25 protein-coding genes are annotated in these 25,219 nt (G+C 59.3%); 5 read left to right on the top strand and 20 right to left on the bottom strand.

Translation table 11 applies throughout. The annotated features are described in order from the left end of the window. Positions 1-289: 289 nt before the first annotated feature. From AC3WWR_RS09875 to AC3WWR_RS09915, 9 genes are all read right to left on the bottom strand, one after another. Positions 290-1,654: a heavy metal sensor histidine kinase gene (locus AC3WWR_RS09875; RefSeq protein ID WP_168758929.1), complete on the bottom strand. Its 1,365-nt coding sequence runs from the start codon at positions 1,652-1,654 to the stop codon at positions 290-292. Next, the gene (locus AC3WWR_RS09880) at positions 1,644-2,321 is read right to left on the bottom strand and encodes a heavy metal response regulator transcription factor (protein ID WP_020799882.1); all 678 of its coding nucleotides are present in this window, start codon (positions 2,319-2,321) and stop codon (positions 1,644-1,646) included. Before AC3WWR_RS09880 ends, AC3WWR_RS09875 begins: the two co-directional genes overlap by 11 nt. A 9-nt stretch (positions 2,322-2,330) precedes the next feature. Then, positions 2,331-5,432 (bottom strand): multidrug efflux RND transporter permease subunit, encoded by a 3,102-nt coding sequence (locus tag AC3WWR_RS09885; protein WP_432668568.1) that lies wholly within the window; start codon positions 5,430-5,432, stop codon positions 2,331-2,333. After that, positions 5,429-6,589, bottom strand: coding sequence for an efflux RND transporter periplasmic adaptor subunit (locus tag AC3WWR_RS09890; protein WP_020799884.1), 1,161 nt, complete (start codon positions 6,587-6,589; stop codon positions 5,429-5,431). Before AC3WWR_RS09890 ends, AC3WWR_RS09885 begins: the two co-directional genes overlap by 4 nt. Positions 6,590-6,694: 105 nt before the next feature. After that, a complete protein-coding gene (locus AC3WWR_RS09895; RefSeq protein WP_020799885.1) occupies positions 6,695-7,009 on the bottom strand; it encodes a hypothetical protein in 315 nt (104 codons plus the stop codon). 58 nt (positions 7,010-7,067) lie between these two features. Then, entirely contained in the window at positions 7,068-7,526 is a 459-nt protein-coding gene (locus tag AC3WWR_RS09900; RefSeq protein ID WP_033042996.1) for a GNAT family N-acetyltransferase, read from the bottom strand. A gap of 27 nt (positions 7,527-7,553) precedes the next feature. Continuing rightward, on the bottom strand, positions 7,554-8,456 hold the full coding sequence (locus AC3WWR_RS09905) for a chemotaxis protein CheV (protein ID WP_020799887.1): 903 nt from the start codon (positions 8,454-8,456) through the stop codon (positions 7,554-7,556). 201 nt (positions 8,457-8,657) lie between these two features. Next, positions 8,658-9,134, bottom strand: coding sequence for a bacterioferritin (gene bfr / locus AC3WWR_RS09910; protein ID WP_020799888.1), 477 nt, complete (start codon positions 9,132-9,134; stop codon positions 8,658-8,660). Positions 9,135-9,332: 198 nt separating this feature from the next. Next, positions 9,333-9,551 (bottom strand): bacterioferritin-associated ferredoxin, encoded by a 219-nt coding sequence (locus tag AC3WWR_RS09915; protein ID WP_020799889.1) that lies wholly within the window; start codon positions 9,549-9,551, stop codon positions 9,333-9,335. Positions 9,552-9,857: 306 nt separating this feature from the next. Here AC3WWR_RS09915 and AC3WWR_RS09920 point away from each other — a divergent pair, with 306 nt between their 5' ends. Further along, a complete protein-coding gene (locus tag AC3WWR_RS09920; protein ID WP_020799890.1) occupies positions 9,858-10,460 on the top strand; it encodes a peroxiredoxin in 603 nt (200 codons plus the stop codon). A gap of 215 nt (positions 10,461-10,675) precedes the next feature. On the opposite strand, the gene rnt is transcribed toward AC3WWR_RS09920, so the two are convergent. Further along, positions 10,676-11,353, bottom strand: a complete 678-nt coding sequence (rnt, locus tag AC3WWR_RS09925; RefSeq protein WP_020799891.1) for a ribonuclease T — start codon at positions 11,351-11,353, stop codon at positions 10,676-10,678. Beyond that, complete coding sequence (gene pyrC, locus AC3WWR_RS09930) at positions 11,350-12,396, bottom strand: dihydroorotase (RefSeq protein ID WP_020799892.1); 1,047 nt, start codon at positions 12,394-12,396, stop codon at positions 11,350-11,352. Before pyrC ends, rnt begins: the two co-directional genes overlap by 4 nt. A 159-nt stretch (positions 12,397-12,555) precedes the next feature. Between pyrC and AC3WWR_RS09935 the strand changes: the two genes are divergently transcribed. After that, the gene (locus tag AC3WWR_RS09935; RefSeq protein WP_020799893.1) at positions 12,556-13,461 is read left to right on the top strand and encodes a flagellar protein MotY; all 906 of its coding nucleotides are present in this window, start codon (positions 12,556-12,558) and stop codon (positions 13,459-13,461) included. A gap of 129 nt (positions 13,462-13,590) precedes the next feature. Beyond that, entirely contained in the window at positions 13,591-14,808 is a 1,218-nt protein-coding gene (locus AC3WWR_RS09940) for an argininosuccinate synthase (protein WP_020799894.1), read from the top strand. 76 nt (positions 14,809-14,884) lie between these two features. Here the strand turns inward: AC3WWR_RS09940 and AC3WWR_RS09945 are convergent, their stop codons facing one another. Next, positions 14,885-15,646 carry a hypothetical protein gene (locus tag AC3WWR_RS09945; RefSeq protein WP_020799895.1) on the bottom strand — a complete coding sequence of 254 codons (762 nt, stop codon included), beginning with the start codon at positions 15,644-15,646 and terminating at the stop codon, positions 14,885-14,887. A gap of 523 nt (positions 15,647-16,169) precedes the next feature. Between AC3WWR_RS09945 and AC3WWR_RS09950 the strand changes: the two genes are divergently transcribed. Continuing rightward, entirely contained in the window at positions 16,170-16,796 is a 627-nt protein-coding gene (locus tag AC3WWR_RS09950) for a response regulator transcription factor (protein ID WP_008057539.1), read from the top strand. A 90-nt stretch (positions 16,797-16,886) separates the two neighbouring features. On the opposite strand, the gene AC3WWR_RS09955 is transcribed toward AC3WWR_RS09950, so the two are convergent. From AC3WWR_RS09955 to metG, 8 genes are all read right to left on the bottom strand, one after another. Next, positions 16,887-17,066, bottom strand: coding sequence for a PA3496 family putative envelope integrity protein (locus AC3WWR_RS09955; protein WP_020799896.1), 180 nt, complete (start codon positions 17,064-17,066; stop codon positions 16,887-16,889). A gap of 106 nt (positions 17,067-17,172) precedes the next feature. Beyond that, positions 17,173-17,811: an endonuclease III gene (gene nth, locus AC3WWR_RS09960; protein ID WP_020799897.1), complete on the bottom strand. Its 639-nt coding sequence runs from the start codon at positions 17,809-17,811 to the stop codon at positions 17,173-17,175. A gap of 25 nt (positions 17,812-17,836) precedes the next feature. Next, the gene (locus AC3WWR_RS09965; RefSeq protein WP_042955729.1) at positions 17,837-18,424 is read right to left on the bottom strand and encodes an Rnf-Nqr domain containing protein; all 588 of its coding nucleotides are present in this window, start codon (positions 18,422-18,424) and stop codon (positions 17,837-17,839) included. Beyond that, positions 18,417-19,028, bottom strand: a complete 612-nt coding sequence (locus AC3WWR_RS09970) for an RnfABCDGE type electron transport complex subunit G (protein ID WP_020799899.1) — start codon at positions 19,026-19,028, stop codon at positions 18,417-18,419. Before AC3WWR_RS09970 ends, AC3WWR_RS09965 begins: the two co-directional genes overlap by 8 nt. Beyond that, positions 19,025-20,011: an RnfABCDGE type electron transport complex subunit D gene (locus tag AC3WWR_RS09975; protein ID WP_151143277.1), complete on the bottom strand. Its 987-nt coding sequence runs from the start codon at positions 20,009-20,011 to the stop codon at positions 19,025-19,027. The genes AC3WWR_RS09970 and AC3WWR_RS09975 overlap by 4 nt, the downstream gene beginning before the upstream one ends. After that, positions 19,998-21,008 carry an electron transport complex subunit RsxB gene (gene rsxB, locus AC3WWR_RS09980; protein WP_492598662.1) on the bottom strand — a complete coding sequence of 337 codons (1,011 nt, stop codon included), beginning with the start codon at positions 21,006-21,008 and terminating at the stop codon, positions 19,998-20,000. The genes AC3WWR_RS09975 and rsxB overlap by 14 nt, the downstream gene beginning before the upstream one ends. Beyond that, positions 21,005-21,574, bottom strand: a complete 570-nt coding sequence (locus tag AC3WWR_RS09985) for an Rnf-Nqr domain containing protein (RefSeq protein WP_492598663.1) — start codon at positions 21,572-21,574, stop codon at positions 21,005-21,007. The genes rsxB and AC3WWR_RS09985 overlap by 4 nt, the downstream gene beginning before the upstream one ends. 325 nt (positions 21,575-21,899) lie before the next feature. Next, positions 21,900-23,951 carry a methionine--tRNA ligase gene (gene metG, locus AC3WWR_RS09990; RefSeq protein WP_033044251.1) on the bottom strand — a complete coding sequence of 684 codons (2,052 nt, stop codon included), beginning with the start codon at positions 23,949-23,951 and terminating at the stop codon, positions 21,900-21,902. A gap of 153 nt (positions 23,952-24,104) precedes the next feature. Between metG and apbC the strand changes: the two genes are divergently transcribed. Then, positions 24,105-25,199: an iron-sulfur cluster carrier protein ApbC gene (gene apbC / locus AC3WWR_RS09995; RefSeq protein WP_168758907.1), complete on the top strand. Its 1,095-nt coding sequence runs from the start codon at positions 24,105-24,107 to the stop codon at positions 25,197-25,199. Positions 25,200-25,219: the final 20 nt, after the last annotated feature.

Here is a 25,219-nt window from a genome sequence, read left to right on the forward strand (position 1 = left end):
GCGACCCACGGAGCAATGCCGGAGTGAGGGCATGCCGAGCCCTAGCGAGGCACCGAGTGGTGGGGCAAAGCCTTTTGCTTCCTTTTTGGCGTTTGAAAAAGGGAGTCGCTGTAAGAGCGAAACCATAAGTGGCCGTTACCGCAGCAACGGATATGTACTCCGCAGCAATGGATATGTACTCAGACAACAATCTCCCACAGGCTTCGACGCGGCACGGATCAACGAGCAACACCCAAAACGAGGCGGCCTGCCGGTCGGCCTGTTTTCGGGGGGGAGGGAGCGTGGGGCCTCAGACGGGCAAATGCATGCCAAAGGTATTCATGCCATGGTCGCTGTGCACGAACACATCGCCGCCATGCATCAGGGCAATCGCCTTGACGATGGCCAGGCCCAACCCGTGGTTGTTGCCACTGTTGCTGCGTGAGGCATCGACCCGGTAGAAGCGTTCGAACAGGCGCGGCAGATGCTCGCTGGAAATCGGTGCGCCCGGGTTGGCGACGCCGATGCTGACCTGGTGCTCGCCTGCTTCGATTCGCACCTTGATGACTTGTCCGGGGTCGGTGTGCTGCACGGCGTTGTTGAGCAGGTTGATCAAGGCCCGGCGCAGGTGGGCGATCTCGATTCGCACCTGGGCATCGCCGCTGACCTGAACCTGTACCTGGGCGTCCTCGAGAATGAAGTCCAGATATTCCAGGGTCGTCGCCACTTCCTCCGCCAGTGAGGTGGAGGTCAGTTTGGTGGCCTTGCTGCCCTGGTCGGCGCTGGCCAGGAACAGCATGTCATTGATGATCGAGCGCAGCCGTTCAAGTTCTTCAAGGTTCGATTGCAGCACCTCGAAATAGTGTTCCGCCGAACGCCCGCGTGTAAGCGCGACCTGGGTCTGGCCGATCAGGTTGGTCAGCGGCGAGCGCAGTTCATGGGCGACATCGGCGTTGAACGATTCCAGGCGCGAGTACGCCTGTTCGACCCGTTCCAGTGTCGAGTTGAACGAGTCGACGAATTGATTCAACTCAGGGGGCAGCGACGACAGGCGCAAGCGACCTGAACGCAATGGCGGGGCCAGGCGCTGGGCTTCCTGGGATAGCTTGATCAATGGTTTGAGCCCGATCCGCGCCACCCAGTAACCCAGCGCCGAGGCCATCAGCACGCCGATAACCGCCAGGCTGATCAGGGCGATCAGCAACTGGTGCTGGGTATGGTAAAAAGTTTCGGTGTCGATACCGATCATGAATCGCAGGGGCGGGCGCTGATCCTTGGCCGGGAATTGGCTGACCAGCACTTTCAGCGGGTAGGGGTGATCCGCCAGTTGCAAGTCGCGCATGCCCAACGGTCCTTCGGCGAAGGCACGGATGCTCGGGGTCGGATTGCCGTATTCGTACTGGGGATCGCCGCTGACGATCCAGAAACTGATGCGCTTGTCTTCTTCGCCGAGCAGCTTGAGCTTGTTATTGATCTTCACCCAGTGCTCGGGCGTGCCGTAACGGCCGACGGTCGATTCGAGCACGCTGTAGCGCGCGTCCAGTTCGGCTTCGGGCAACAACCCCAAACCTTTGTCGACCTGTTGGTACAGCGCCCAGCCGATCAACAGGAACACCAGCAGCGCCACCAGGGTAAACATCCCGCTCAGGCGCAGCGCAATGCTATTACTGGACACCACGGCTCTCCAGTACATAACCCATGCCACGAATCGTGTGCAGCAATTTCTCTTCGAATGGCCCATCGAGCTTGGCTCGCAAGCGTTTGATCGCGACTTCGACGACGTTGGCGTCGCTGTCGAAATTGATGTCCCAGACCATTTCGGCGATGGCCGTCTTCGACAGGATTTCACCCTGGCGACGGGCCAGAACACTGAGCAGCGAGAACTCCTTGGCTGTCAGGTCCAGGCGTGTGCCGGCGCGGGTGGCCTTGCGGCTGATCAAATCTATCCACAGGTCGGCGATGCTCACTTGCACCGGCTCGTGGCCACCGCTGCGCCGGGTCAGCGCCTGCAGGCGTGCCACCAGTTCGAGGAAGGAAAATGGCTTGCCCAGGTAGTCGTCGGCACCGTCGCGCAGGCCCTTGATGCGGTCTTCGACCCGTTCGCGGGCGGTGAGCATGATCACCGGCGTTTGTTTGCGCGCACGCAAGGCGCGCAATACACCGAAACCGTCGAGGGCCGGCAGCATCACGTCGAGGACGATCACCGCGTAGTCGCTTTCCAGCGCCAGGTGCAGGCCTTCCACGCCATCGCGGGCCAGGTCCACGGTGTAACCCTGTTCCGTCAGGCCGCGGTGAAGATAGTCCGCGGTTTTTTCTTCGTCTTCGATAATCAGGACGCGCATGACCCCGCCTCAGTCTGTGCTCGCCAGCGCCGGCACGGGCGCGGGCTTGGGCCTATGGAAGAGTCGTTCAAGCCATAAGTATATGACCGGCGTGGTGAACAGCGTCAGTGCCTGGCTCACCAGCAGGCCGCCGACCACCGCGATCCCCAGGGGTTGGCGCAGTTCGGCGCCGGTGCCATAGCCGAGCATCAGCGGCAGGGCGCCGAGCAGTGCGGCGAGGGTGGTCATGATGATCGGGCGGAACCGCGTGAGGCACGCCTGGAAGATCGCTTCCTCCGGCGCCAGGCCACCCTTGCGCTGCGCGTCGAGCGCGAAGTCGATCATCAGGATGCCGTTTTTCTTGACGATGCCGATCAGCAGCACCAGCCCGATCAGCGCCATGATCGAAAAGTCCTGGCCGCAGATCCACAGCATGATCACTGCGCCCAGCCCGGCCGAGGGCAGAGTCGAGATGATCGTCAGCGGGTGGACGAAGCTCTCGTAGAGCACACCAAGAATGATGTAAACCGCCACCAGCGCCGCCAGGATCAACCATGGCTGACTGGCCAGCGAACTCTGGAACGCCTGGGCCGCGCCCTGGAAGTTACCGCTGATGGCCGTTGGCATGCCGATGTCGACCTTGGCCTGGTTGAGCATGATCACTGCATCGCCCAGCGCCACACCGGGCGCCAGGTTGAACGACAGGTTGGCGGCCGGGAACATGCCGTCATGGGCGATGGACAGCGGCCCCACCGTGGGCGCATCGAATTTCGCCAGGGCCGACAGCGGCACCATTTCCCCGCTCAGGGGCGAGCGCAGATAGAAGTAGTTAAGGCTTTCGGCCTTGCCGCGCTGGCGCGTGTCCAGTTCCAGGATCACGTTGTACTGATTGATCTGGGTCTGGAATTCGTTGATCTGGCGCTGGCCGAAGGCGTCGTACAGCGCTTCGTCGACATCGCTGGCCGTCAGGCCAAAGCGTGCCGCGGCACTGCGGTCGATGCTGATGTGGGTGATGCTGCCGCCCAGTTGCAGGTCGTTGGAAATGTCGCGAAAGGCCGGGTTGCCACGCAGTTTTTCCGTCAGGCGCTGGGTCCAGGTGCTCAGGATTGCACCGTCGTTGCTCTTGAGTACGTACTGGTACTGGGCCCGGCTCGGGCCGGAGCTGAGGTTGATGTCTTGCCCGGCGCGCAGGTACAGGACGATGCCCGGAACTTTCATCAATTGCGGGCGAATACGGTCGATGAATTCGCTGGCTGAAACATCGCGGTCGCCGCGTTTTTTCAAGGCGATCCAGAAGCGGCCGTTGGCGATGGTCTGGTTGCTGCCCGACACCCCGACCGAGTGCGAGAAGGTCTCGACGGCGGGGTCGGCAGCGACGATTTCAGCCATCGCCAAGTGTTTTTTCACCATGTCGCCGTAGGAAATATCAGCGGCGGCTTCGGTTGTGCCGAGGACAAACCCGGTGTCCTGGATCGGGAAGAAGCCCTTGGGAATAAAAATGTAACCGGCAACGGCCAGGGCCAGCGACAGACCGAATACGCCGATCATCAACTTCTGGTGAGCGAGCGCGCGGCGCAGGCCTTTTTCGTACAGCGCGAGCAGGCGTTCGCCGAAGCCGGGCTTGTCGTGGGCGTGATGCACCGGCGCGCGCATGAACAGCGCTGCCAGGGTGGGCGCCAACGTCAGCGACACGACCACCGAAATCATGATGGTGGCGGTGGCGGTCAGGGCGAACTCCTTGAACAGGCGTCCGACCACGCCGCCCATGAACAGCAGCGGAATGAACGCCGCGACCAGCGAGAAACTGATCGATACCACCGTGAAGCCGATTTCTCCGGCGCCCTTGATCGCGGCCTCGCGCATACCGTCGCCTGCCTCCAGGTGGCGGTGGATGTTTTCCACCACCACGATCGCATCGTCGACCACAAACCCCACGGCCACCACGATTGCCACCAGCGTCAGGTTGTTCAGGCTGAAGCCCATCACGTACATCAATGCAAAACTGGCGATCAGTGAAACCCCCAGTACTGCCGACACGATCAGGGTTGCCGAGAGCTGGCGCAGGAACAGCGCCATCACCGCCACCACCAGCATGATCGCGATCAACAGGGTGATTTCCACTTCATGCAGCGAAGCGCGGATAGTCTGCGTGCGGTCAATCAGTGTCTTGACCTGCACCGAAGCCGGGAGCATTGCTTCCAGGCTCGGGAGCGCCGCTTGAATGCGGTCCACGGTCTCGACGATGTTGGCCCCCGGTTGGCGGAAGATCACCAGGTTGACGCCCGGTTGGGTGCCCGCCCAAGCCTGGACGTAGGCATCTTCCGAGCCGTTGACGACTTTGGCGACATCCCTGAGATGGACCGGTGCGCCGTCCTTGTAGGAAACGATCAGTTGGTTGTATTCCTCAGGATGGAACAACTGGTCGTTGGTGGACAGGGTCGAGATGCTCGATTCCCCATACAGCGCACCTTTGGCAAGGTTGAGGCTGGTCTGCTGGATCGCCAGGCGAATATCGGCGAGGGTCAGGCCAATGGCGGCGAGTTTGTCTGCCGAGACCTGGACACGAATCGCCGGACGTTGCTGGCCGGTAATCACGACCTGGCCGACACCGTCGATCTGACTGATCTGACGGGACAACAGGGTTTCCACCAGGTCGCTGAGCTCCGGGCCGGGCATCAGGGACGAGTTGACGCTGAGGATCAGTACCGGGCTGTCGGCCGGATTGACCTTGCGCCAGGTCGGCAGGTTCGGCATGTCCTTGGGCAGTTTGCCTGCCGCGGTGTTGATCGCGGCCTGGACCTCCTGGGCGGCGGTATCGATGCTCTTGTCGAGGGTGAATTGCAGGGTCAGGTTGGTTGAGCCCAGGGCGCTGCTCGAGGTCATTTGCGTCACGCCGGGAATGGCGCTGAACTGCACTTCAAGGGGTGTGGCCACCGATGAGGCCATGGTTTCCGGGCTGGCCCCCGGCAGTTGCGCGGCCACCTGTATCGTCGGAAATTCTGCTTGCGGAAGCGGCGCGATGGACAGGCGCGGGAAGGCAATCGCCCCCAGCAGCACCAGGGAAAACGTCAGCAGAATCGTCGCCACAGGGTGGTCAATGCACCAGGCGGATACCGAACCCTGGCCTTTCATGGCGCCGACTCCGATTTTACGACCTGCGGCGGGTCGGTGAGTACTTGCACGGTAGCACCGGGCTTGAGCCGCGACTGGCCATCACTGACCAGCACGTCACCGGGTTTCACCCCTTTGATGATGCTCTGACCGCTACTTTGATGAACCATCTGCACCGGTACGGTTTCGACCTTGTTGCCATTCACCCGATAGACGAAGTGCTGATCGAGGCCACGCTGCACGACGGTGGGCGGTACGACCAGCGCATCTTTATCCAGCGCTGTCTGGATCTTTACTGTCACCAACAGGCCTGGCCAGAGTTTTTGCCCGGGATTATTGAATTCGGCCTTGGCGCGGATGGTGCCGGTGTTGGCGTTGATCTGGTTGTCGATCAGGGTCAAGTGGCCTTCGCCCAGCAGGTTGCCGGTTTCACCATCGGTGTCGGCACCGATGTAGGCCTTGACCTTGGCATGTTGTGGATCGTTGATCAGGCCTTGCAGGGTCGGCAGCATCTGCTGCGGCAGGGAGAATTCCACGGCGATAGGGTCGATCTGGGTCACCGTGAACAGTCCCTGGGTGTCCGTCATGCGCAGGAAGTTGCCTTCATCCACCGTACGAATACCGACGCGACCACTGACTGGGGAGCGAATCTGTGTGTACGACAATTGCACCTGGGCTGCGTCAATCGAAGCCTGGTTGCCTTGGGCCGTGGCCTTTAGCTGGTTGACCAGCGCTTGTTGCTGGTCGTAGGTCTGTTTGGACACCCCGTCGTCGACGCTCAACAGTTTGTAGCGCTTGAGATTGACCTGGGCCACTTGCAATTGCGCCTGGCTTTCGCCCAGTTGCGCTCTGGCCTGGTCCAGACTGGCGCGGATCGATCGGTCGTCGATCGTGGCCAGCAAATCACCTTTGCTCACCAGTTGGCCTTCCTTGACCAGGATCCTGGTGAGGATGCCGTCGATTTGCGGACGGACTACCACGCTGTGCAGCGATAGCACTGAACCGATACCGCTGACATAGCGGGGCACGTCTTTTTCGACCACGTTGACCACGCGTACCGGAATGGCGGCCTGTGTAGTTACCCGGGCTGCAGAGGGTTTCCCCAGGTACCACGCACCCAGCGCTACCAGCACGATCAGAAAGGCTGCAATAACAACGGTTTTTTTCTGAGTTCGCATGCGAGAGGGGCGCCGGGTCGGAAAGTGGAAGTGTGCGCAGCTTTGACTATCTACGTTATATCCCTGTGACCCGGTCAGGAAAGTGACTGCTGACTGACAGCGGTGTCAGTTTGGGCGTATGGAGTCCCATTCGGTCACGTAGGCTGTTTTGCTTTTCTTGTTGTAGAGGCACAGTTCGGTTCCTTGTCGGCCTTTCATGTGCTTTTGCGGGTACTGGCCTTGCAGCAGCAGCGCGGTGTAACCGACCCGATCATCGAACTGCGCGGCGTTGCCGACGGGTTTGGCATTGGCCAGACCGCTGGCCTTGGTGCAGCTGGCGAGTACGGCTTTGTCGAAGGCGGCCCAGGCGTCGGGGCTGGAGGCCTGGGCCTGGGTAGCGAGGGCCGTGAGGCAAACGAAGGTGAGGGTGACGGCTTTCATGGTTTGGTGATCCTTGGGCGGGTGTGGGCCAAGGCCTGAGTATGCCTGAAGGTCTGGGTCAGACCGGCACTGGTTCCCGGCGGACTACATGCATCCCAGCCCTTTCATACAACTGCTGTGCGCGAACGTTGTCTTCCAGCACTTTCAAATCGACATACCCTTCGCGCCGCAGTTGAAACACCTTGAAGGCATTGAGCAGCAACGCTCGCCCCAAGCCCCGGCCTTGCGCCCGCGGATGCACCACCAGATCCTTGATGTAGGCGCTGGTCCAGCACTGACACACACCCGCGATACCCTGGGCATCCAGGGCGATGAAGCACAAGGCCGGATCATATTCAGGATCGGATTCAAAACGCTGTTGCCATTCGTCCAGGGCCGGGACGCGGCCGCCTCCTTGGGAGTAACCCAATTCCAGCAAGTCGTGAACCTCTTCTGCCTGATCGGGACGATAGCCGGTCAGGACGATCCCCTGAGGCCAGGCGGGGGCGGGCACGCCTCGCGCGAGACTGCGCCGCATGAGATAGCAGAATTGCTCGTTCAAGACTCAACGACCTTGTTCGGCGACAGCCTTGGCCGCGTCGATCAGGCACTTGGTCAGTTCCGGCGAAGAGAACTTGGTCAATACCGCATTGGCCCCCGCGAGCCGCGCCTTTTCGCTATTCATCGCACTGTCCAGGGAGGTATGCAGCAGCACGTAGAGGTGCGCGAAGTCCGGGGTTTCACGCAGGGTACGGGTGAAGGCGTAGCCGTCCATTTCGGACATTTCGATGTCCGAGACGATCAGGTTGATCTGCTGGGCGGTGCCTTGCAGGTCCAGCAGGCAGTCGATGGCTTCCTTGGCGCTGCGGGCCGTATGGCATTGGAGGCCCAGGTTGCGCAAGGTGTGCACCGATTGCTGCAGCGCCACCTGGCTGTCATCGACCACCAGGATACGAGCGCTGCCCAGTATTTCTGCGTCTTCCATGCTGAGCTCGGTCGGCGCCATGTCGATGGGGACCGGGGCGATGCCATGGATGACCTTCTCGATGTCCAGCACCTGCACCAGAGTGCCGTCGACCGAGGTCACGCCGGTGATGTACGAGCGCGAACCGCCAGAGCCGAAGGGTGGCGGACGGATGTCGGTGGTCAGGCAGTGCACGATCTTGCTCACCGCCTGGACATGCAAGCCTTGCTTGGAGCGGCTGACGTCAGTGACGATCAGGCACCCACCGTCAGGGTCTTCCAGCGGACGCTCACCGATGGCGCGGCTGAGGTCGATTACCGACAACGACGTGCCGCGCAGGGTGGCGATGCCTTTGACATGGGGGTGCGATTCGGGGAGTTTGGTCAGTGGTGGGCAAGGGATGATTTCACTGACTTTGAGCAGGTTGATCGCCATCAGCTTGCCACTGCGCAAGGTAAACAGCAGAAGCGAAAGTGAATCTGCGCGGGCTTTGGTGGAGGACATAAAAACCTTCTGTGGAAAAAGGTGGTGAGGTGATCAGTGGATCACCCACGGCTATCGATGCCAGGTTATCGACTTGTGGGGAGCAGGCTTTAGGAAAAATCCCCTGGGCCGGTTGAGACATTGGCAAATTGAAACAAAAAAGCCCCGCCTCTTTAAAAGAGCGCGGGGCCTTCTGTTACATCGAGGCGGGCAGTGTAGAACTTACTCGTCGTCGCCCATCTGCGATTGCAGGTAGTTCTCGATTCCGATCTTGTCGATCAGTCCCAGTTGGGTTTCCAGCCAGTCGATATGTTCTTCTTCGGATTCAAGGATATCTTCAAGCAATTCACGGCTGCCGAAGTCGCCCGCTGTTTCACAATGCGCGATGGCCGCTTTCAGGTCGGCATGTCCAGTCTTCTCGATACGCAGGTCACACTCAAGCATTTCCTGGGTGTGCTCGCCGATTTGCAGCTTGCCCAGGTCCTGGACGTTCGGCAGGCCTTCAAGGAACAGGATGCGCTTGATCAGCTTGTCCGCGTGCTTCATCTCGTCGATGGATTCGTGGTACTCGTGCTTGCCGAGCTTGTTCAGGCCCCAATCTTCGTACATGCGTGCATGCAGGAAGTATTGATTGATCGCGACCAGTTCATTGGCAAGGATCTTGTTGAGATGCTGGATGACTGTAACGTCGCCTTTCATGATGGGGTCCTGCCCTGTATTAGCTGTCTATAAGGCAGAGTTTGAGCCGCACTACTAAGAGTGTCAAACCTAAGTTATTGAATCATATATAAAAATTAATCGGAATAAGAATGTTTGTGTTCCGCGTCTAGCGCCTAAGCAGTTGATTTGCAGACATAAAAAAACCGGACATGAGTCCGGTTCTTTGAAATGCGGGATTTAGGCGGCAGTAAATTCAACTGGAAACGGGATCGAAGCCTGGGCCGTCTGCAACTTGGTCAGGGTCTCGCGGACCACTTCCTTGGCAAGGCAGGCACATTTGCCGCATTGACTGGCAACGCCGGTGGCCTGGCGCACTTCCTTGTAGCTGCAGCATCCTTCATAGATCGCATCGCGGATTTGGCCGTCGGTGACGCCAGTGCAGAGGCAAACATACATAAGTGAAGACCGTCGCTTGTTGATGTCTCGAATGCGATGGATCTTAATGTTAACGAGAATGATTGTCAAAGTGCTTTGAGAGCACTTTTTGCCAGGTCTGACGAACGGTTGGTCCGCAGTGTGCTGCCATCCCGATGACCCTTCGTCCTTTTTTACGCTCAGGGGAGAAACCGTTACGGACACGCCAAAAACGCGGTGTATGATGGCCGGTCTTTTCGAAACGGGTTTGTGTCACAGGGCTGTCGCCTGAGGGTGGCAGGCTGATGCAAACCTTGTTCTTAACGCTTCTACACCAGGAGATATCCAATGAGCGTACTCGTAGGCAAACAAGCCCCTGACTTCACCGTACCGGCCGTACTCGGCAATGGCGAAATCGTAGACAGCTTCACCCTGTCGTCGGCCATCAAAGGCAAATACGGCCTGGTGTTCTTCTACCCGCTGGACTTCACCTTCGTTTGCCCGTCGGAGCTGATCGCTCTGGACAACCGCATGTCTGAGTTCAAGGCGCGCAACGTTGAAGTGGTCGCTGTGTCGATCGACTCGCACTTCACCCACAACGCATGGCGCAACACCCCGGTTAACGACGGCGGTATCGGCGCAGTTCGTTACACCATGGCTGCCGACATCAAGCAGGAAGTCATGAAGGCCTACGACGTTCAGTCCGCTGACGGCGTGGCATTCCGTGGCGCCTTCCTGATCGACGACAAAGGCGTTGTCCGCTCGCAGATCATCAACGACCTGCCGCTGGGCCGTAACATGGAAGAGCTGCTGCGTCTGGTTGACGCCCTGCAATTCCACGAAGAGCACGGTGAAGTTTGCCCTGCCAACTGGAAAAAAGGCGACAAAGGTATGAACGCTTCGCCAGAAGGCGTTGCGGCTTACCTGACCGAGCACGCTGCTGCGCTGTAAGGCACACGCTCCAGGTACAAAAAAACCGGCCCTTGAGGCCGGTTTTTTTATGCGCGGAGTAAACGCAAGACCCCTGTAGGAGCGAGCATGCTCCGGGCGGCGCTCCGACGATGGACTCAAGAACACCGCGGGAATCCAGACTGCCCGCGTTATCGTTCACGACCATCGCGAGCAAGCTCGGCTCCTACAAAGAGCAAAGGGCAGAAAATCTTCAATCAATCGTCGAAATCTTCCCAACCACCCATTTGTTTCCAGCGGTTGACGATGCCGCAGAACAGCTCGGCAGTCTTCTCGGTGTCGTAGCGAGCCGAATGCGCCTCGCGACCGTCGAAGTCGATATCGGCGGCCTGACAGGCCTTGGCCAGCACGGTTTGACCGTAAGCCAGGCCCGCGAGCGTCGCGGTATCGAAACTGGAAAATGGATGGAACGGGTTACGCTTCATGTCCAGGCGCGCAACCGCGGCGTTGAGGAAGCCCAGGTCGAAGCTGCTGTTGTGCCCAACCAGAATCGCCCGTTTGCAGCCGTTGGCCTTGAGTGCCTTGCGCACGCCGCGGAAGATATCGTTCAGCGCCGCTTCTTCAGTCACGGCCATGCGCAGCGGGTGATCAAGCTTGATCCCGGTGAACTCCAGGGCTGCCGCTTCGATGTTCGCACCTTCAAAAGGCTCGACCCTGAAGAAGTAGGTGTGATCGGGGTACACAAAACCCTTTTCATCCATGGCGATCGTGGTTGCAGCAATTTCCAGCAGGGCGTCGGTGGCCGAGTTGAAACCACCGGTTTCTACGTCGACGACAACCGGCAGGTAGCCACGAAACCTGGCGGCCATTGGATGACGGGAACCGCCACCACCGCCTTGACCTTCCTGTTCGTCGTCGAAATGGTCTTCACTCACGCGTGTTCCTCCAGCAGGCGCCAGCGCAGTTTTTCACCGGCGCGCAGCGGGATAACGGTCAACTCGCCAAACGGCAGGCTGGTCGGGGCGGTCCATTCTTCGCGGACCAGGGTAATGCGATCGGTGTTGGCCGGCAGGCCATAGAAACGCGGGCCGTTGAGGCTGGCGAAGGCTTCGAGCTTGTCCAGCGCGTTACGTTGTTCGAACGCCTCGGCGTACATCTCGATCGCCGCATAGGCGGTGTAGCAGCCGGCGCAGCCGCAAGCGGCTTCTTTGGCGTGCTGGGCGTGGGGCGCCGAATCGGTGCCGAGGAAGAACTTTTCGCTGCCGCTGGTGGCGGCGTCGAGCAGGGCTTCTTGGTGCGTATTGCGCTTGAGGATCGGCAAGCAATAGAAGTGCGGCCGAATTCCACCCACCAGCATGTGATTGCGGTTGTACAGCAGGTGATGCGCGGTGATGGTCGCGCCAACGTTGGCCGAAGCCGAGTTGACGAACTGCACGGCGTCGGCGGTGGTGATGTGTTCGAACACCACCTTGAGCGTCGGGAAACGCTCGACCACCCGACGCATGTGCTCATCGATGAAGATTTTTTCGCGGTCGAACACGTCGACATCGCCGCGGGTGACTTCACCGTGGATCAGCAAAGGCATCCCGACTTCGGCCATGGCCTCGAGTGCAGGGAAAATCTTGTCGATGCTGGTGACGCCCGAGTCCGAGTTGGTGGTCGCGCCGGCCGGGTACAGCTTGGCGGCGTGAACGAAACCGCTGGCCTTGGCCTCGCGAATTTCTTCAGGCTGGGTGCGGTCGGTGAGGTACAGGACCATCAGCGGTTCAAACGGGCTGCCGGCCGGGCGGGCAGCGAGAATCCGCTGGCGATAGCCGTCGGCTTCAGCCGCATTGCGCACCGGCGGTACCAGGTTGGGCATGATGATGGCGCGGCCAAAGGTGCGCGCGACATCCGCGACGGTATTGGTCAACACGGCACCATCGCGAAGATGAATATGCCAGTCGTCGGGACGCAGCAGGGTCAGGCGGTCGGACATGAGGGGATTCCAGGCGGGTCAAACTCAAGGGAATGCTACCGGAAAAGACTCTTGCAGGCACCCGCTATCAAGTTTTACGGGAAGCTTCCGATATCCAACAGGTATGCCGTAAACATCTGTGTGTCGGTCTTTTTGTCGTAGAAGCCAGTGGAGCCTCCCGTGCGCCAGCGTTATTTAGCCTTGCTCAGTGTGTTTGCCAGCCTTCCCGCAATGGCACTCACTTTCCAGACTCGCCTGGAGAGCATTGAGTGGACGGTCGAAGGCGACAAGTTCGAGTGCCGGCTGACGCAGCCGGTCACTGATTTCGGCTCGGGCCAGTTCGTGCGCCGCGCTGGCGAGCAGGCGATATTTCGTTTGAATGCGTACAACGCAATGATGGGCGGTGGTTCTGCCACTTTGTTGGCCGCCGCCGCGCCTTGGCAGCCAGGACGTGGTGATATCAATCTGGGCACGGTACGGATCGGCAGCGGCAATGTCCTGTTCAACAGCTCACAGGCCCAGGCCGGACGCTTGATCAGCGGCCTGATCGACGGACGCAGCCCCGTGGTCCGGCACTCCTCGGGCGATGGCCGGGTATCGGAGGTGCGTTTGTTGCCGGTCAGGTTCAACAAGGCGTTTGCCGATTATCAGGGCTGCGTGGCCAAGTTGCTGCCGCAGAACTTCGATCAGGTGAAGCAATCCCAGGTCGGCTTTCCCGGTGGCGGTATCGATCTGGACGGGCCCGCCAAAGCCAGGCTGCAAGTCATGCTGGAATACATGAAGGCCGATCCGACCGTCAATCGCATCGAACTGGACGGCCACTCCGACAACAGCGGCAATCGCCTGACCAACCGTGACCTGTCACGGCGCCGGGCGCTGGCGGTGATGGAGTTTTTCAAGGCCAACGGCATCCAGGAGTCACAGATCACCCTGCGTTTCCATGGCGAGCGCTATCCACTGGCACCCAATACCAGCAACATCAACCGGGCGAAAAACCGCCGGGTGGCGATACGCCTGGAGCGGGGAGCCCCCGCGGAGCAGGTGGCCCCTCAAGCGACGAAGCCCACCGCTTCGGCAACTTCCTGACCCTTCGGTCATCGTCGCGCTCTCGACATAATCTGTCGCTTCGTCGTCATAAGCTGTCGCGCCACTGTAAATTATTCTGTATGGGCGGTAGACTTGACGGCTTTCCGTAGAACCCCGTGGAGTGATGGCATGGCGGACGTAAACAAGGTCGTTCTGGCGTATTCCGGCGGCCTGGACACTTCGGTGATCCTCAAGTGGCTGCAGGATACTTATAACTGTGAAGTGGTGACCTTCACCGCTGACCTGGGTCAGGGCGAAGAGGTCGAACCTGCACGTGCCAAGGCTCAAGCCATGGGCGTGAAAGAGATCTACATCGACGACTTGCGCGAAGAGTTCGTGCGCGATTTCGTTTTCCCGATGTTCCGCGCCAACACCGTTTACGAAGGCGAGTACCTGCTGGGTACTTCCATCGCTCGTCCGTTGATCGCCAAACGCCTGATCGAAATCGCCAACGAAACCGGTGCTGACGCCATTTCCCACGGCGCCACCGGCAAGGGTAACGACCAGGTTCGTTTCGAACTGGGCGCCTATGCCCTGAAACCAGGTGTGAAAGTGATCGCTCCATGGCGCGAGTGGGACCTGCTGTCCCGCGAGAAGCTCATGGATTACGCCGAAAAGCACGCCATCCCGATCGAGCGTCACGGCAAGAAAAAATCCCCGTACTCGATGGATGCCAACCTGCTGCACATCTCCTATGAAGGCGGCGTGCTGGAAGACACCTGGACCGAACACGAAGAAGACATGTGGCGTTGGACCGTCTCCCCGGAGAAAGCGCCCGACAAACCGCAGTACCTGGAGCTGACCTACCGCAACGGCGATATCGTGGCACTGGACGGCGTCGAAATGACTCCTGCCACCGTGTTGGCGACCCTGAACCGCATCGGTGGCGAGCACGGTATCGGCCGCCTGGACATCGTCGAAAACCGTTACGTGGGCATGAAGTCCCGTGGCTGCTACGAAACCCCTGGCGGCACCATCATGCTGCGTGCCCACCGTGCGATCGAATCGATCACCCTGGACCGCGAAGTAGCTCACCTCAAGGACGAGCTGATGCCCAAGTACGCCAGCCTGATCTACACCGGTTACTGGTGGAGCCCTGAGCGTCTGATGTTGCAACAGATGATCGATGCCTCCCAGGCACACGTGAATGGTGTGGTTCGCCTGAAACTGTACAAGGGCAACGTGATCGTCACCGGACGCAAGTCCGACGAGTCGTTGTTCGACGCCAACATTGCCACTTTCGAAGAAGATGGCGGCGCGTACAACCAGGCCGACGCAGCGGGCTTCATCAAGCTCAACGCCTTGCGCATGCGTATCGCGGCGAACAAAGGTCGCAAGCTGTTCTGAGACCTTTGATGTAATGGAATGTGTGGCCCGGTCATCGACGGGGCCACACATTTTGAAAAGTGGGTGTCTGCCTGCATCAACATACTTCCGGCTTTTTGCTTTTTCCTCGCACATCCTTCCCTTCAGATTGATCGTCAAACGCCACGGGCTGTCGTGCGTCGCTTGGCAACTGTTGATCAATGACCGTCAAGCCCTGTGAATTCAAATTGTAGGCAGCACAAAATGTAGTGCGGCAGGATCTCTTCGCGTGTTTTACAGGGTTTTCCGCGCCTTCCTTCAGTATTGAATCTGACGCGTTGCAGGTGAGGAATACGACTGCACGCGCAGCTTTCCCCGGTTCGTTGTGAATGCTCTCCATCAAGTGGCAGAGCTCGGCGTTGCCTGTCATCGCGCGTGCATCAACGACATACAGGTCCCTCAACCGTTCAGGCAGGCGTAGGCGGTGTAGCGCCGAAAGGGCGACGCCAGGGACCGATTTCGAAGGTGGATCCTGTGCCTTGGAGGGGCGGCGAGTGGATCGGCCGCCACTGCCTGATGTCCTGCCAGCGGACTTTCTATTCTTCCCGTTTTCGGGTTGCTCAGCTCCGTCCATGAATTTTATGAAATGTTTTCCCTTCTCAAAGTCAGAGGGGGCGTACAGCGATCGATAGTTGAAGTTGAGCGTTGCGAAGAATAGCAACAGCAGATAAAAGGGAAAGCTGATCAGGAACCAGATGTAGACGTCTCTGTCATCGTCATCAAGGAACGGCAATGTAACGGCCGCTGATGTTTCTGACAGAGTTGCAAATATTGCAATCACTGTCATGGGGTTGCTTATACTTTTTTTGAGCTTATCCATTTTTTATCCTCGTACTGTTATTTGGTGTGGTGTTTGTTTTTAATTTAATGCATCTAACTGATCTTGGGCATCCCGGGTTTTTTATTTTTCAAGTAATTTAATGTCAGGCCGGCACGCTTGCTGTTTACCGTTTCCATAAGGGCGATGATGTGTTGGTTTTTGCTGTAAGGGCGAGTTGATAAGTCATGTGTGATATTTTTGGGGAGGAGAGGATATTGGATAACCTTAGTTACCTTTGAGTTTGTGGGGCGGGTCGATACATGTCTGTTCGCTGTCTGAAAATTAAATTCCCCAGGTTATTTTGTTGCAGGTCGATACAAAAAAATAATCTCAATTGGAAAGTCAAGTCCTCAATTAAGGTTTTCTGTCCTGGGGTTTCTTGGGTTTTTTGTAAGAAAAGTCTCTAATTTCTGTAGGGAATGTCTCTGGGTGCGAGTGGCCGGGGGGAGCGACATGCCAGGGGGGAAACGACTAGGCTATTGTGCGGGTTCTAAAAAATCGAATAGCGAAATTGGACTTGCCCATGAATAAAGTGCTGATTGTGGATGATCACCCCGTCATTCGTCTTGCGGTACGAATGCTGATGGAGCGTCATGGCTACGAAGTCATTGCAGAAACAGATAATGGTGTGGATGCATTGCAACTGGCCCGAGAATACATGCCGGACATTGTCATACTGGATATTGGAATACCGAAACTGGATGGACTGGAAGTTATTGCGCGGCTGACATCGGCTGCGATGCCGATGAAAGTACTGATATTAACCTCTCAGTCACCTGGGCATTTTTCCATGCGCTGCATGCAGTCCGGCGCCGCCGGGTATGTGTGCAAACAGCAGGATCTCACGGAGTTGCTCAGTGCAATAAAGGCGGTCTTGTCAGGCTACAGTTACTTCCCCAATCAGGCGTTGCATACAGTGCGTGCCAGTCTTGGCAATGCCAGTGAAGCCGATATGGTGGATCGTCTTTCAGGGCGGGAAATGATGGTGTTGCAGCAGTTGGCCCGGGGCAAGACCAATAAAGAAATTGCTGATGGGATGTTTCTCAGTAACAAGACCGTCAGTACCTACAAGACCCGACTGCTGTTGAAACTCAATGCGCGCTCCCTGGTCGATCTGATCGAGCTCGCCCAGCGTAACGGCCTGGCATGATGAGCCCGAGTTTTACGAAGTGCCACAGGCGAGCATTGATCGCGACTCGACACTTGGTAAAAAGCCTCCGTTTCGGGAGGCTTTTAGGTTTTACAAGTCAAAATCGTAATCGGCCAATTGCTTTTGCAGTCGGCGCTCCTCCAGCAGGTTGTCGATGGTCCGACGCTTGCTCAGGTTGGTTTTCGCTACTTCAGCCACCGGCTCGGCATCATCAGCCTCTCCGGCGGTAAAGTCCTCATCCACGTCCAATTGTTCTTTGCCAGTGCTCATTTAGTTACTCCAGGCGAAGAAGGCCTTTGGGGCTCCTTATATCGACAATCTTGCGACGGGTAAAAAAGATTTTTTCAATCGATAAATCGAAAACCCCAATAGCAGCTCAATCGTCCGACGTCTTGTGCTTGTATTCGCACAAGTCTTCGATCCGGCAACTGCCGCAGCGAGGCTTGCGGGCAAGGCAGACGTAACGCCCGTGAAGGATCAGCCAGTGATGGGAGTCGAGCAGGTATTCCTTGGGCACAAACTTCATCAATTTTTTCTCGACCTCGACCACATTCTTGCCAGGCGCGATGCCGGTGCGGTTGCTGACCCGAAAAATGTGGGTATCCACGGCCATCGTCAATTGGCGAAATGCAGTATTGAGCACCACGTTGGCGGTCTTGCGGCCGACGCCAGGCAAGGCTTCGAGTTCCTCACGGGTCTGCGGCACTTCCCCTCCATGACGCTCAACCAGCAGCCGGCAGGTCTCGATCACGTTTTTAGCCTTGCTGTTGTAAAGGCCGATGGTCTTGATGTATTCCGACAATCCTTCCACGCCCAGGGCATAAATCGCCGCCGGGGTATTGGCAACCGGAAACAGTTTTGCCGTGGCCTTGTTGACGCCGACATCGGTTGATTGCGCCGAAAGAATCACCGCAATCAGCAACTCAAAGGGTGAGGAATAGGCCAGTTCGGTCTTCGGTTCCGGATTGTCTTCATGCAGCCGGCGGAATATTTCGAGACGTTTTGCGGCGTTCATGTGCGGTGCGTTTCCTCGAAGGCGATCAGTGTGAGGGTGGGGGGCGATGCCAGGCTTGCCAGGCGGCGATGAGCAACCCGAGCAGTATGAAACCGCCAGGGGCCAGCGTGGCCAGTCGCAAGCCACCGTCAGCGGTCAGCAACCAGCCCTGCCAATCCGCGTGCGTTGCACCCGCCAGCCAGGGCAGATGATTGCCGAGGGTCCCGTAGCCAATGAGTTCGCGCAGCAGGCCCAGGGACACCATCAATGCGCCGAACAGGCCGCAGAGGCGCCAGCGTTCGCGCCAGGGGCCCTGGAAGAAATCACTGCGCTCCAGTACGACGCATTGCAAGGCGATCAACCCGGCATAGATCCCGGCATGTTGATGCCATTGCAACGACCAGACCTGCGCGCCGAGTTCTGCGCAACTGGTCAACGTTGCGGCAAGCAATACGCTGGCCGGCAAATGGGTCGCTGGGAGCAGGCGCGAGCGCAAGGCGTTCATGCAGAGGCCAAAGGCACTGGTTACCACCATGAACATCAACCACAGGCCCAGGGCATTCACCAGCGAGCCGGTGGCGCCAATCAGTGGCACGAGCATCAGGGTGTTCCGCAGCCGCAACGATTCATTCATTTGAAGGGCTCCCAAGCAGTGAGGCTCGGTGCTCATCGAAGTAGCGCAATGCGTCATGGGTGGCGTGGATCACCGCTCTTGAGGTGATGGTCGCTCCCGCAACCTGGTCAAACTGTCCCTGGTCCTTTTTCAAGGCCCACCCGTTGTCAGCCGGATCGGTTCGCGACCTGCCGGAAAAGCCCTCGAGCCAGGCGTTCGGCCAGTCGGCGATGCGTGCGCCGAGCCCCGGGGTTTCCATCTGCCTGAGAGTTTTGACCCCCAGCAACCTACCGTTGCGATCGATGGCGATCAGCAAGTCAATGGCGCCCGCGTAGCCCAGGGTCTGGCTGCGCAGCAGCACGGCATAGGCTCGGCCGGCCTTGGTTGCACGGTAGCCCGCCAGCAGCGTGCTGTTGGCCAACGTAGCGTTTTCGAGGCTGAGCGGTTGCTCCAGGGGTTGATTGTCATAGCCGTCGGGCGGCAGCAGGTCCAGCAGGTTGCGACTGTCGATCAGGCGCTGTTCAGTCGCAATCCGCGGTGCGCTGGCGTGCTGCACGAGATAAGTCAGGCCAGCCCCGAGAGTGGCCAGCAATGCCAGGATGGCGGCGCTCGACGCTCGGCTCATGGTGCGCGCAGCTCCTGCCTGGCCGCGACAAGCCGCTCCAGCGCCGGTACACAGAGGTTCATCAACAGCACGGCAAAGGCCACGCCGTCCGGGTAGCCGCCCCAGGTGCGAATAAGGTAGGTCAGCAACCCCACGCCTGCACCGAACAGCAGTCGCGCACCGGGGCTTTTTGCGCCGGACACCGGTTCAGTGACGATGAAGAAAGCGCCGAGCATGCTGGCACCGGTGAGCAGATGAAACAGCGGTGATCCGTGGGAGTCTGAGCCCGAACCGTTCCAGCACAACAGGCTGATGATGAACAGACTGGCGAGCATGCCAACCGGCGCATGCCAGCTGAATACGCGGCGTTGCAGCAAGAAAGCGCCCCCGGCGAGAAAGGCCAGGTTGACCCATTCCACGCCATGGCCACCGAACTGACCAAAGGCCGGATTCGCCGCGAACAGTTCATCCATGGTCAGGCTTTTGTTGATCCGCAGGCTGTCCAATGCCGTGGCCCGGACCCAGGCGTCCGGGTCTTGGCCTGCGCCGAACACTTGCTGCACGCCACCCCACAAGTCCATGCCGTGGGAGGCTGGCCAATGGGTCATCTGCTGTGGAAAGGTCACCATCACCAGGGCGAAACCCAGCATTGCCGGGTTGAACGGGTTGCTGCCGACCCCGCCATACAGGTGCTTGCCCAGCAACATCGCAAACGCCGCTGCGCTGACCGTCAGCCACCAGGGACAATAGGGTGGCAAGGCCAAGGCCAGTAGCGTGGCACTGACCAGGGCGCTGCCATCGCTCAAGGTTGGCTTGAGCGCGCGCTTGCGCAATCGCAGCACCGCCGCTTCAAAGGCTAAGGCACTGACACCAGCGAGCGTCAAGTTGATCAACACGCCCCAGCCATAGAACCAGAACAACGCCAACACGCCTGGCAACGTCGCCAGCAGAACCAGTTTCATCGCCTGCTGCAGACGTTCGTCCGCCGATTCAAGGGGCGGCATGTGCATCCACCTGGCGTTCGGCTTCGCTCAGGGCTCGCTCCAGGGCTTCGATCTGCTCGACGGGAGCCGCATTCGCCTGGGCTTTCTTCAGCTCGGCACGACGCATGGCTAGCTGGATCTTTGCGCGTTTCAGGTCGGCGTCGTTCGCCACAGCGGCGACAGGCGCCACGGCTGGCGGCGCAACGCGTTCCAGTTGGGCCAAGGCTTGCTCGGCGGCTTCGAACTGCTGTTGCAGCACAATCAACTGCGATTGCTGTTCGAAGGTCGGCGGATGACCGAAGGCCTTGAGCGACTTGTTCAGTTGCGCCCGGCTCATCGCCAGGTCGACCTTGGCTTTTTTCAAGGCCGCATCGGCGTTCGCGGCCTTCTGCGCGTGCACGCGTTCGAGGGCTGCCTGCACCGGGTCGAGCGGTACTTCACTGGGTTGGACAGCCCGTTGCGCACGGGCTTCTCGCTCGGCAATTTTTTGTTGCTCTTCACGCTGCAAACGGGCGTTGCGCTGCTCGAAACGGCGCCGTGCATGATTGCGCTTGGCGGCTCGCGCCCGTTGTTCTTCCAGGCTGGAGGCCAGGCCACCGACAATCGGCAGCACGCCGCTCAAGGGCAGCGGATGCATTTCGATGCAGTCCACCGGGCATGGCGCCACGCACAGGTCGCAACCGGTACATTCGTCGATGATGACTGTGTGCATCAACTTGGCCGCGCCGACGATGGCGTCAACCGGACAGGCCTGAATGCATTTCGTACAACCAATGCATTCCGCTTCACGAATATAGGCGATCTGCGCCGGAGCCGAGCCGCGACTGGTGTCCAGTTCCAGCACCGGCACGTTCAACAGTTCGGCCAGGGCAATAATGGTTTCACTGCCACCAGGCGGGCATTTGTTGATCGGCTCACCGCTGGCGATGCCTGCGGCGTACGGCTTGCATCCGGGGTGGCCACACTTGCCGCATTGGGTCTGCGGCAAAAGGGCGTCGATGCGTTGAATCAGACTCATGTTTTGATTAGCCCGCTGAATCCGAGAAAGGCCACTGCAATCAGGCCGGCGCCGATCAGGTCGATCGGCAGGCCGCGAAAGGGCAGGGGCACATCGTTGTCGAGTGTGCGCTGGCGCAGGTCCTGGAACAGACTCAGTACCAGCCAGAAGCCCAGCCCGGCACCAATGCTCAAGGCTGTGGCGTGAAAAAATCCGTTGTTCTCCCGGGCGTTGAGTAATGCCACGCCGAGCACCCCGGCATTGCACAGCAGTAACGGCCAAAGACCTTCGAAGGACAGTGTCGAAAACACCCGTGCAAGCAACTTCAACAACGGGCCGATCAGCAGCGCACTCAATGGCAGGAACACGAACAGGTGCAGCGCGGTCAACGCCAACGGTACCAGCAGCCATTGATAGATCACATGGCCAAGCACCCCGGTGACCAGCATCAGGCAAGTCGTCGCGATGCCCAGGGCATGCACCTGGCGACGTTCGCTGCCCAACAGGGGATCTACACCCAGCGGCCAGTGCAACACGAGGTTGTTGAGCAGGGCGGTACTGATGAGCGTAAGCAGGGTTTCGGTCATGATCGTGCTTTGTGGCGAGGGGATTTATCCCCGTTCGGCTGCGAAGCAGTCGTAAATCCGAACAACTCGGTCTGTTTGAACGGTTGCTGAGGGCCGCTTCGCGGCCCAACGGGTCGGTGCGACGTCTCGATGAATACCCTCACCACATATTTCTTGCTCACCTTAAAATTGTCTTAAGTGAACAGCATTACGGCAAGAACGGGGCTTTTTCAACGCAGCCGTCTAAAAAGTTTATGCATTATCCGGCAAGGACGGAGGGTGGGCCAGACATGAAAATCCCACAGTCGCGCCAGGCACGACTGTGGGATCGGTTTACCGCAGTGCCTTACTTGATCCGCTGACCAGGCTTGGCGCCGCTGTCAGGGCTCAGCAGGTAGATTTCTTCACCGCCGGGACCTGCCGCCATCACCATGCCTTCGGAAATGCCGAACTTCATTTTGCGCGGCTTGAGGTTGGCGATCATCATCGTCAGTCGGCCATTGAGTTTGGACGGGTCCGGATAAGCGCTCTTGATCCCGGAGAATACATTGCGCTGCTCGTCACCGATATCCAGGGTCAGGCGCAACAGCTTGTCTGCGCCTTCCACGTGCTCGGCCTTGACGATCAGGGCGACGCGCAGGTCAACCGCGGCAAAGGTGTCGAACTCGATCTCCGGCGACAACGGATCCTTCGCCAATTCGCCATTGCCCGCAGGTAAAGCCTCGCCGGTGTCGGTCTGGCTGGCGGTCAGGTCTTCTTTCGAAGCGTCGGTCATGGCCTGCACTTTTACCGGGTCGATACGGGTCATCAGCGGCTTGAACTCGTTCAGCTGATGGTTGGCGAGCAAGGTCGCGTGGTCGTTCCAGGTCAGCGGCGCGACGTTGAGGAACGCCTCGGCATCGGCGGCCAGCAGCGGCAGCACCGGCTTGAGGAAGATCACCAGTTGACGGAACAGGTTGACGCCGGTGGCGCAGATGGCCTGGACTTCTTCCTGCTTGCCTTCCTGTTTGTTCAGCGACCAAGGTGCCTTGTCGGCGATCCAGGCGTTGGCGCGGTCGGCCAGGCCCATGATCTCGCGCATGGCGCGTGCAAAGTCGCGGGCTTCATAGGCGTCGGCAATGCTTGGTGCGGCAGCCAGGAACGCTTCGGTCAGCTCCGGCGCGGCGTTGGTCTCGACCATCACCCCGGCATTGCCCTTGTTGATGAACCCGGCGCAACGGCTGGCGATGTTGACAACTTTGCCGACCAGGTCGGAGTTGACCTTCTGCACGAAGTCTTCGAGGTTCAGGTCGAGGTCGTCGACGCCACGGCTCAGCTTGGCTGCGTAGTAGTAACGCAGGTATTCCGGCGACAGGTGATCCAGATAGGTCCGGGCCTTGATGAAGGTGCCACGGGACTTGGACATTTTCTGGCCGTTGACGGTCAGGTAGCCGTGCACGTTGATGCCGGTCGGCTTGCGGTAGCCCGCGCCTTCGAGCATCGCTGGCCAGAACAGGGCATGGAAGTTGACGATGTCCTTGCCGATGAAGTGGTACAGCTCGGCGGTGGAGTCCTTGCCCCAGAACGCGTCGAAGTCCAGCTCCGGCGTGCGGTCGCAAAGGTTCTTGAAGCTCGCCATGTAGCCGATTGGTGCGTCCAGCCACACGTAGAAGTACTTGCCCGGCTCATCGGGGATTTCAAAACCGAAGTACGGCGCATCGCGGGAGATGTCCCACTGTTGCAGGCCCGCATCCAGCCATTCGGCGATCTTGTTGGCCACGGCGTCTTGCAGGGTGCCGCTGCGGGTCCAGGCCTGCAGCATTTCCTGGAAGTCCGGCAGCTTGAAGAAGAAGTGCTGGGAATCCTTGAGCACCGGAGTGGCCCCGGAAATCGCCGACTTCGGATCCTTCAGGTCGGTCGGTGCGTAGGTCGCGCCGCACTTTTCGCAGTTGTCGCCGTACTGGTCCTCGGTGCCGCATTTCGGGCAGGTGCCCTTGATGAAGCGGTCGGCCAGGAACATTTTCTTTTCCGGGTCGAAATACTGCGTGATCGAACGCGTGGCGATGTGCCCGGCGTCGCGCAGCTTCAAATAGATCTGGCTCGACAGCTCACGGTTTTCTTCGGCGTGAGTGGAGTGGAAGTTGTCGAAGTCCACCAGGAACTCGGCAAAGTCGGCGCTGTGTTCAGCCTGGACGTTGGCGATCAGTTGTTCCGGTGTAATGCCTTCCTTTTCCGCGCGCAGCATGATCGCCGAACCGTGGGCGTCGTCGGCGCAGACATAGATGCATTGGTTGCCGCGGTGCTTCTGGAAGCGCACCCACATATCGGTCTGGATGTATTCCAGCATGTGGCCAAGATGGATCGAACCATTGGCATAGGGCAGGGCACTGGTGACGAGGATCTTGCGTGGCTCGGACATGGGGCTCGGCTACTTGATGAAACGGAGGTCGGCCACTATAAAGCGCCGGCAAAGATATTTCACCCCTGCAAATCGTTGCCAGGCATGCCGTCCGGAAGACAGAAGGGGTAGGATACCCGCCATCTATTCCCAGTCTTGTTTTCGGAGTTGCCCATGAGCGCCGTCAATCGCGCAGCGGTGGAAGCCGTCCTTCGCCAATACACCGACCCCTATCTGAACCAGGATCCGGTCAGCGCCGGCTGCGTGCGCCACATCGAGATCCAGGGTGAGCGCGTCACCGTGCAGCTGGAACTGGGTTATGCCGCCGGCTTGTTCAAGAGCGGTTGGGCGCAGATGCTGCAAATGGCCATTGAAGGCCTTGACGGGGTCAGCGCCGCCCGCGTCGATATCACCAGCGTGATCGCCGCGCACAAGGCCCAGGCACAGATCCCGGGCCTGGCCAACGTCAAGAACGTCGTGGCCGTGGCATCCGGCAAGGGCGGGGTGGGCAAGTCCACCACCGCGGCCAACCTCGCGCTGGCCCTGGCCCGCGAAGGCGCCAAGGTCGGGATCCTCGACGCGGACATCTACGGGCCGAGCCAGGGCATCATGTTCGGTATCGCCGAAGGCACCCGGCCGCAGATCAAGGATCAGAAATGGTTCGTGCCGATTCAGTCCCATGGTGTCGAAGTGATGTCCATGGCGTTCCTCACCGACGACAACACGCCGATGGTCTGGCGCGGGCCGATGGTCTCCGGCGCCTTGCTGCAACTGGTGACACAAACCGCGTGGGGCGACCTGGATTACCTGGTCATCGACATGCCGCCAGGCACCGGTGACATCCAGCTGACCCTGGCACAGAAAGTCCCGGTGGCCGGCGCGGTGATCGTGACCACGCCACAGGACCTGGCATTGCTGGACGCACGCAAGGGCGTGGAGATGTTCCGCAAGGTCAACATCCCCGTACTGGGCGTGGTGGAAAACATGGCCGTACACATCTGCTCGAACTGCGGGCATGCCGAACATCTGTTCGGTGAGGGTGGCGGTGTGAAACTGGCCAATCAGTATGGCGTCGAGCTGCTGGCGTCGCTGCCGCTGGCGATGGCTATCCGCGAACAGGCCGATGGCGGCAAGCCAACGGTCATCGCCGAACCGGACAGCCCGATTGCACTGGTTTACCAGGAACTGGCCCGCCATGTCGGTGCGCGGATCGTGTTGCAGGAAGCCGCCACGCCGGCGATGCCGAATATCACCATCAGCGACGATTGATATCTGCCGGATAACGCCGG

It is taken from the genome of Pseudomonas sp. EB271-G4-1, assembly GCF_058791355.1.

What these genes read in the sequence shown, in the direction of transcription:
- AC3WWR_RS09880 (WP_020799882.1), bottom strand. Translation starts at nt 2,321, where the DNA reads ATGCGCGTCCTGATTATCGAAGACGAAGAAAAAACCGCGGACTATCTT.
- AC3WWR_RS09885 (WP_432668568.1), bottom strand. Translation starts at nt 5,432, where the DNA reads ATGAAAGGCCAGGGTTCGGTATCCGCCTGGTGCATTGACCACCCTGTG.
- AC3WWR_RS09890 (WP_020799884.1), bottom strand. Translation starts at nt 6,589, where the DNA reads ATGCGAACTCAGAAAAAAACCGTTGTTATTGCAGCCTTTCTGATCGTG.
- AC3WWR_RS09895 (WP_020799885.1), bottom strand. Translation starts at nt 7,009, where the DNA reads ATGAAAGCCGTCACCCTCACCTTCGTTTGCCTCACGGCCCTCGCTACC.
- AC3WWR_RS09900 (WP_033042996.1), bottom strand. Translation starts at nt 7,526, where the DNA reads ATGCGGCGCAGTCTCGCGCGAGGCGTGCCCGCCCCCGCCTGGCCTCAG.
- AC3WWR_RS09905 (WP_020799887.1), bottom strand. Translation starts at nt 8,456, where the DNA reads ATGTCCTCCACCAAAGCCCGCGCAGATTCACTTTCGCTTCTGCTGTTT.
- bfr (WP_020799888.1), bottom strand. Translation starts at nt 9,134, where the DNA reads ATGAAAGGCGACGTTACAGTCATCCAGCATCTCAACAAGATCCTTGCC.
- AC3WWR_RS09915 (WP_020799889.1), bottom strand. Translation starts at nt 9,551, where the DNA reads ATGTATGTTTGCCTCTGCACTGGCGTCACCGACGGCCAAATCCGCGAT.
- AC3WWR_RS09920 (WP_020799890.1), top strand. Translation starts at nt 9,858, where the DNA reads ATGAGCGTACTCGTAGGCAAACAAGCCCCTGACTTCACCGTACCGGCC.
- pyrC (WP_020799892.1), bottom strand. Translation starts at nt 12,396, where the DNA reads ATGTCCGACCGCCTGACCCTGCTGCGTCCCGACGACTGGCATATTCAT.
- AC3WWR_RS09940 (WP_020799894.1), top strand. Translation starts at nt 13,591, where the DNA reads ATGGCGGACGTAAACAAGGTCGTTCTGGCGTATTCCGGCGGCCTGGAC.
- AC3WWR_RS09945 (WP_020799895.1), bottom strand. Translation starts at nt 15,646, where the DNA reads ATGGATAAGCTCAAAAAAAGTATAAGCAACCCCATGACAGTGATTGCA.
- AC3WWR_RS09950 (WP_008057539.1), top strand. Translation starts at nt 16,170, where the DNA reads ATGAATAAAGTGCTGATTGTGGATGATCACCCCGTCATTCGTCTTGCG.
- AC3WWR_RS09955 (WP_020799896.1), bottom strand. Translation starts at nt 17,066, where the DNA reads ATGAGCACTGGCAAAGAACAATTGGACGTGGATGAGGACTTTACCGCC.
- nth (WP_020799897.1), bottom strand. Translation starts at nt 17,811, where the DNA reads ATGAACGCCGCAAAACGTCTCGAAATATTCCGCCGGCTGCATGAAGAC.
- AC3WWR_RS09965 (WP_042955729.1), bottom strand. Translation starts at nt 18,424, where the DNA reads ATGAATGAATCGTTGCGGCTGCGGAACACCCTGATGCTCGTGCCACTG.
- AC3WWR_RS09970 (WP_020799899.1), bottom strand. Translation starts at nt 19,028, where the DNA reads ATGAGCCGAGCGTCGAGCGCCGCCATCCTGGCATTGCTGGCCACTCTC.
- AC3WWR_RS09975 (WP_151143277.1), bottom strand. Translation starts at nt 20,011, where the DNA reads ATGCCGCCCCTTGAATCGGCGGACGAACGTCTGCAGCAGGCGATGAAA.
- rsxB (WP_492598662.1), bottom strand. Translation starts at nt 21,008, where the DNA reads ATGAGTCTGATTCAACGCATCGACGCCCTTTTGCCGCAGACCCAATGC.
- AC3WWR_RS09985 (WP_492598663.1), bottom strand. Translation starts at nt 21,574, where the DNA reads ATGACCGAAACCCTGCTTACGCTCATCAGTACCGCCCTGCTCAACAAC.
- metG (WP_033044251.1), bottom strand. Translation starts at nt 23,951, where the DNA reads ATGTCCGAGCCACGCAAGATCCTCGTCACCAGTGCCCTGCCCTATGCC.
- apbC (WP_168758907.1), top strand. Translation starts at nt 24,105, where the DNA reads ATGAGCGCCGTCAATCGCGCAGCGGTGGAAGCCGTCCTTCGCCAATAC.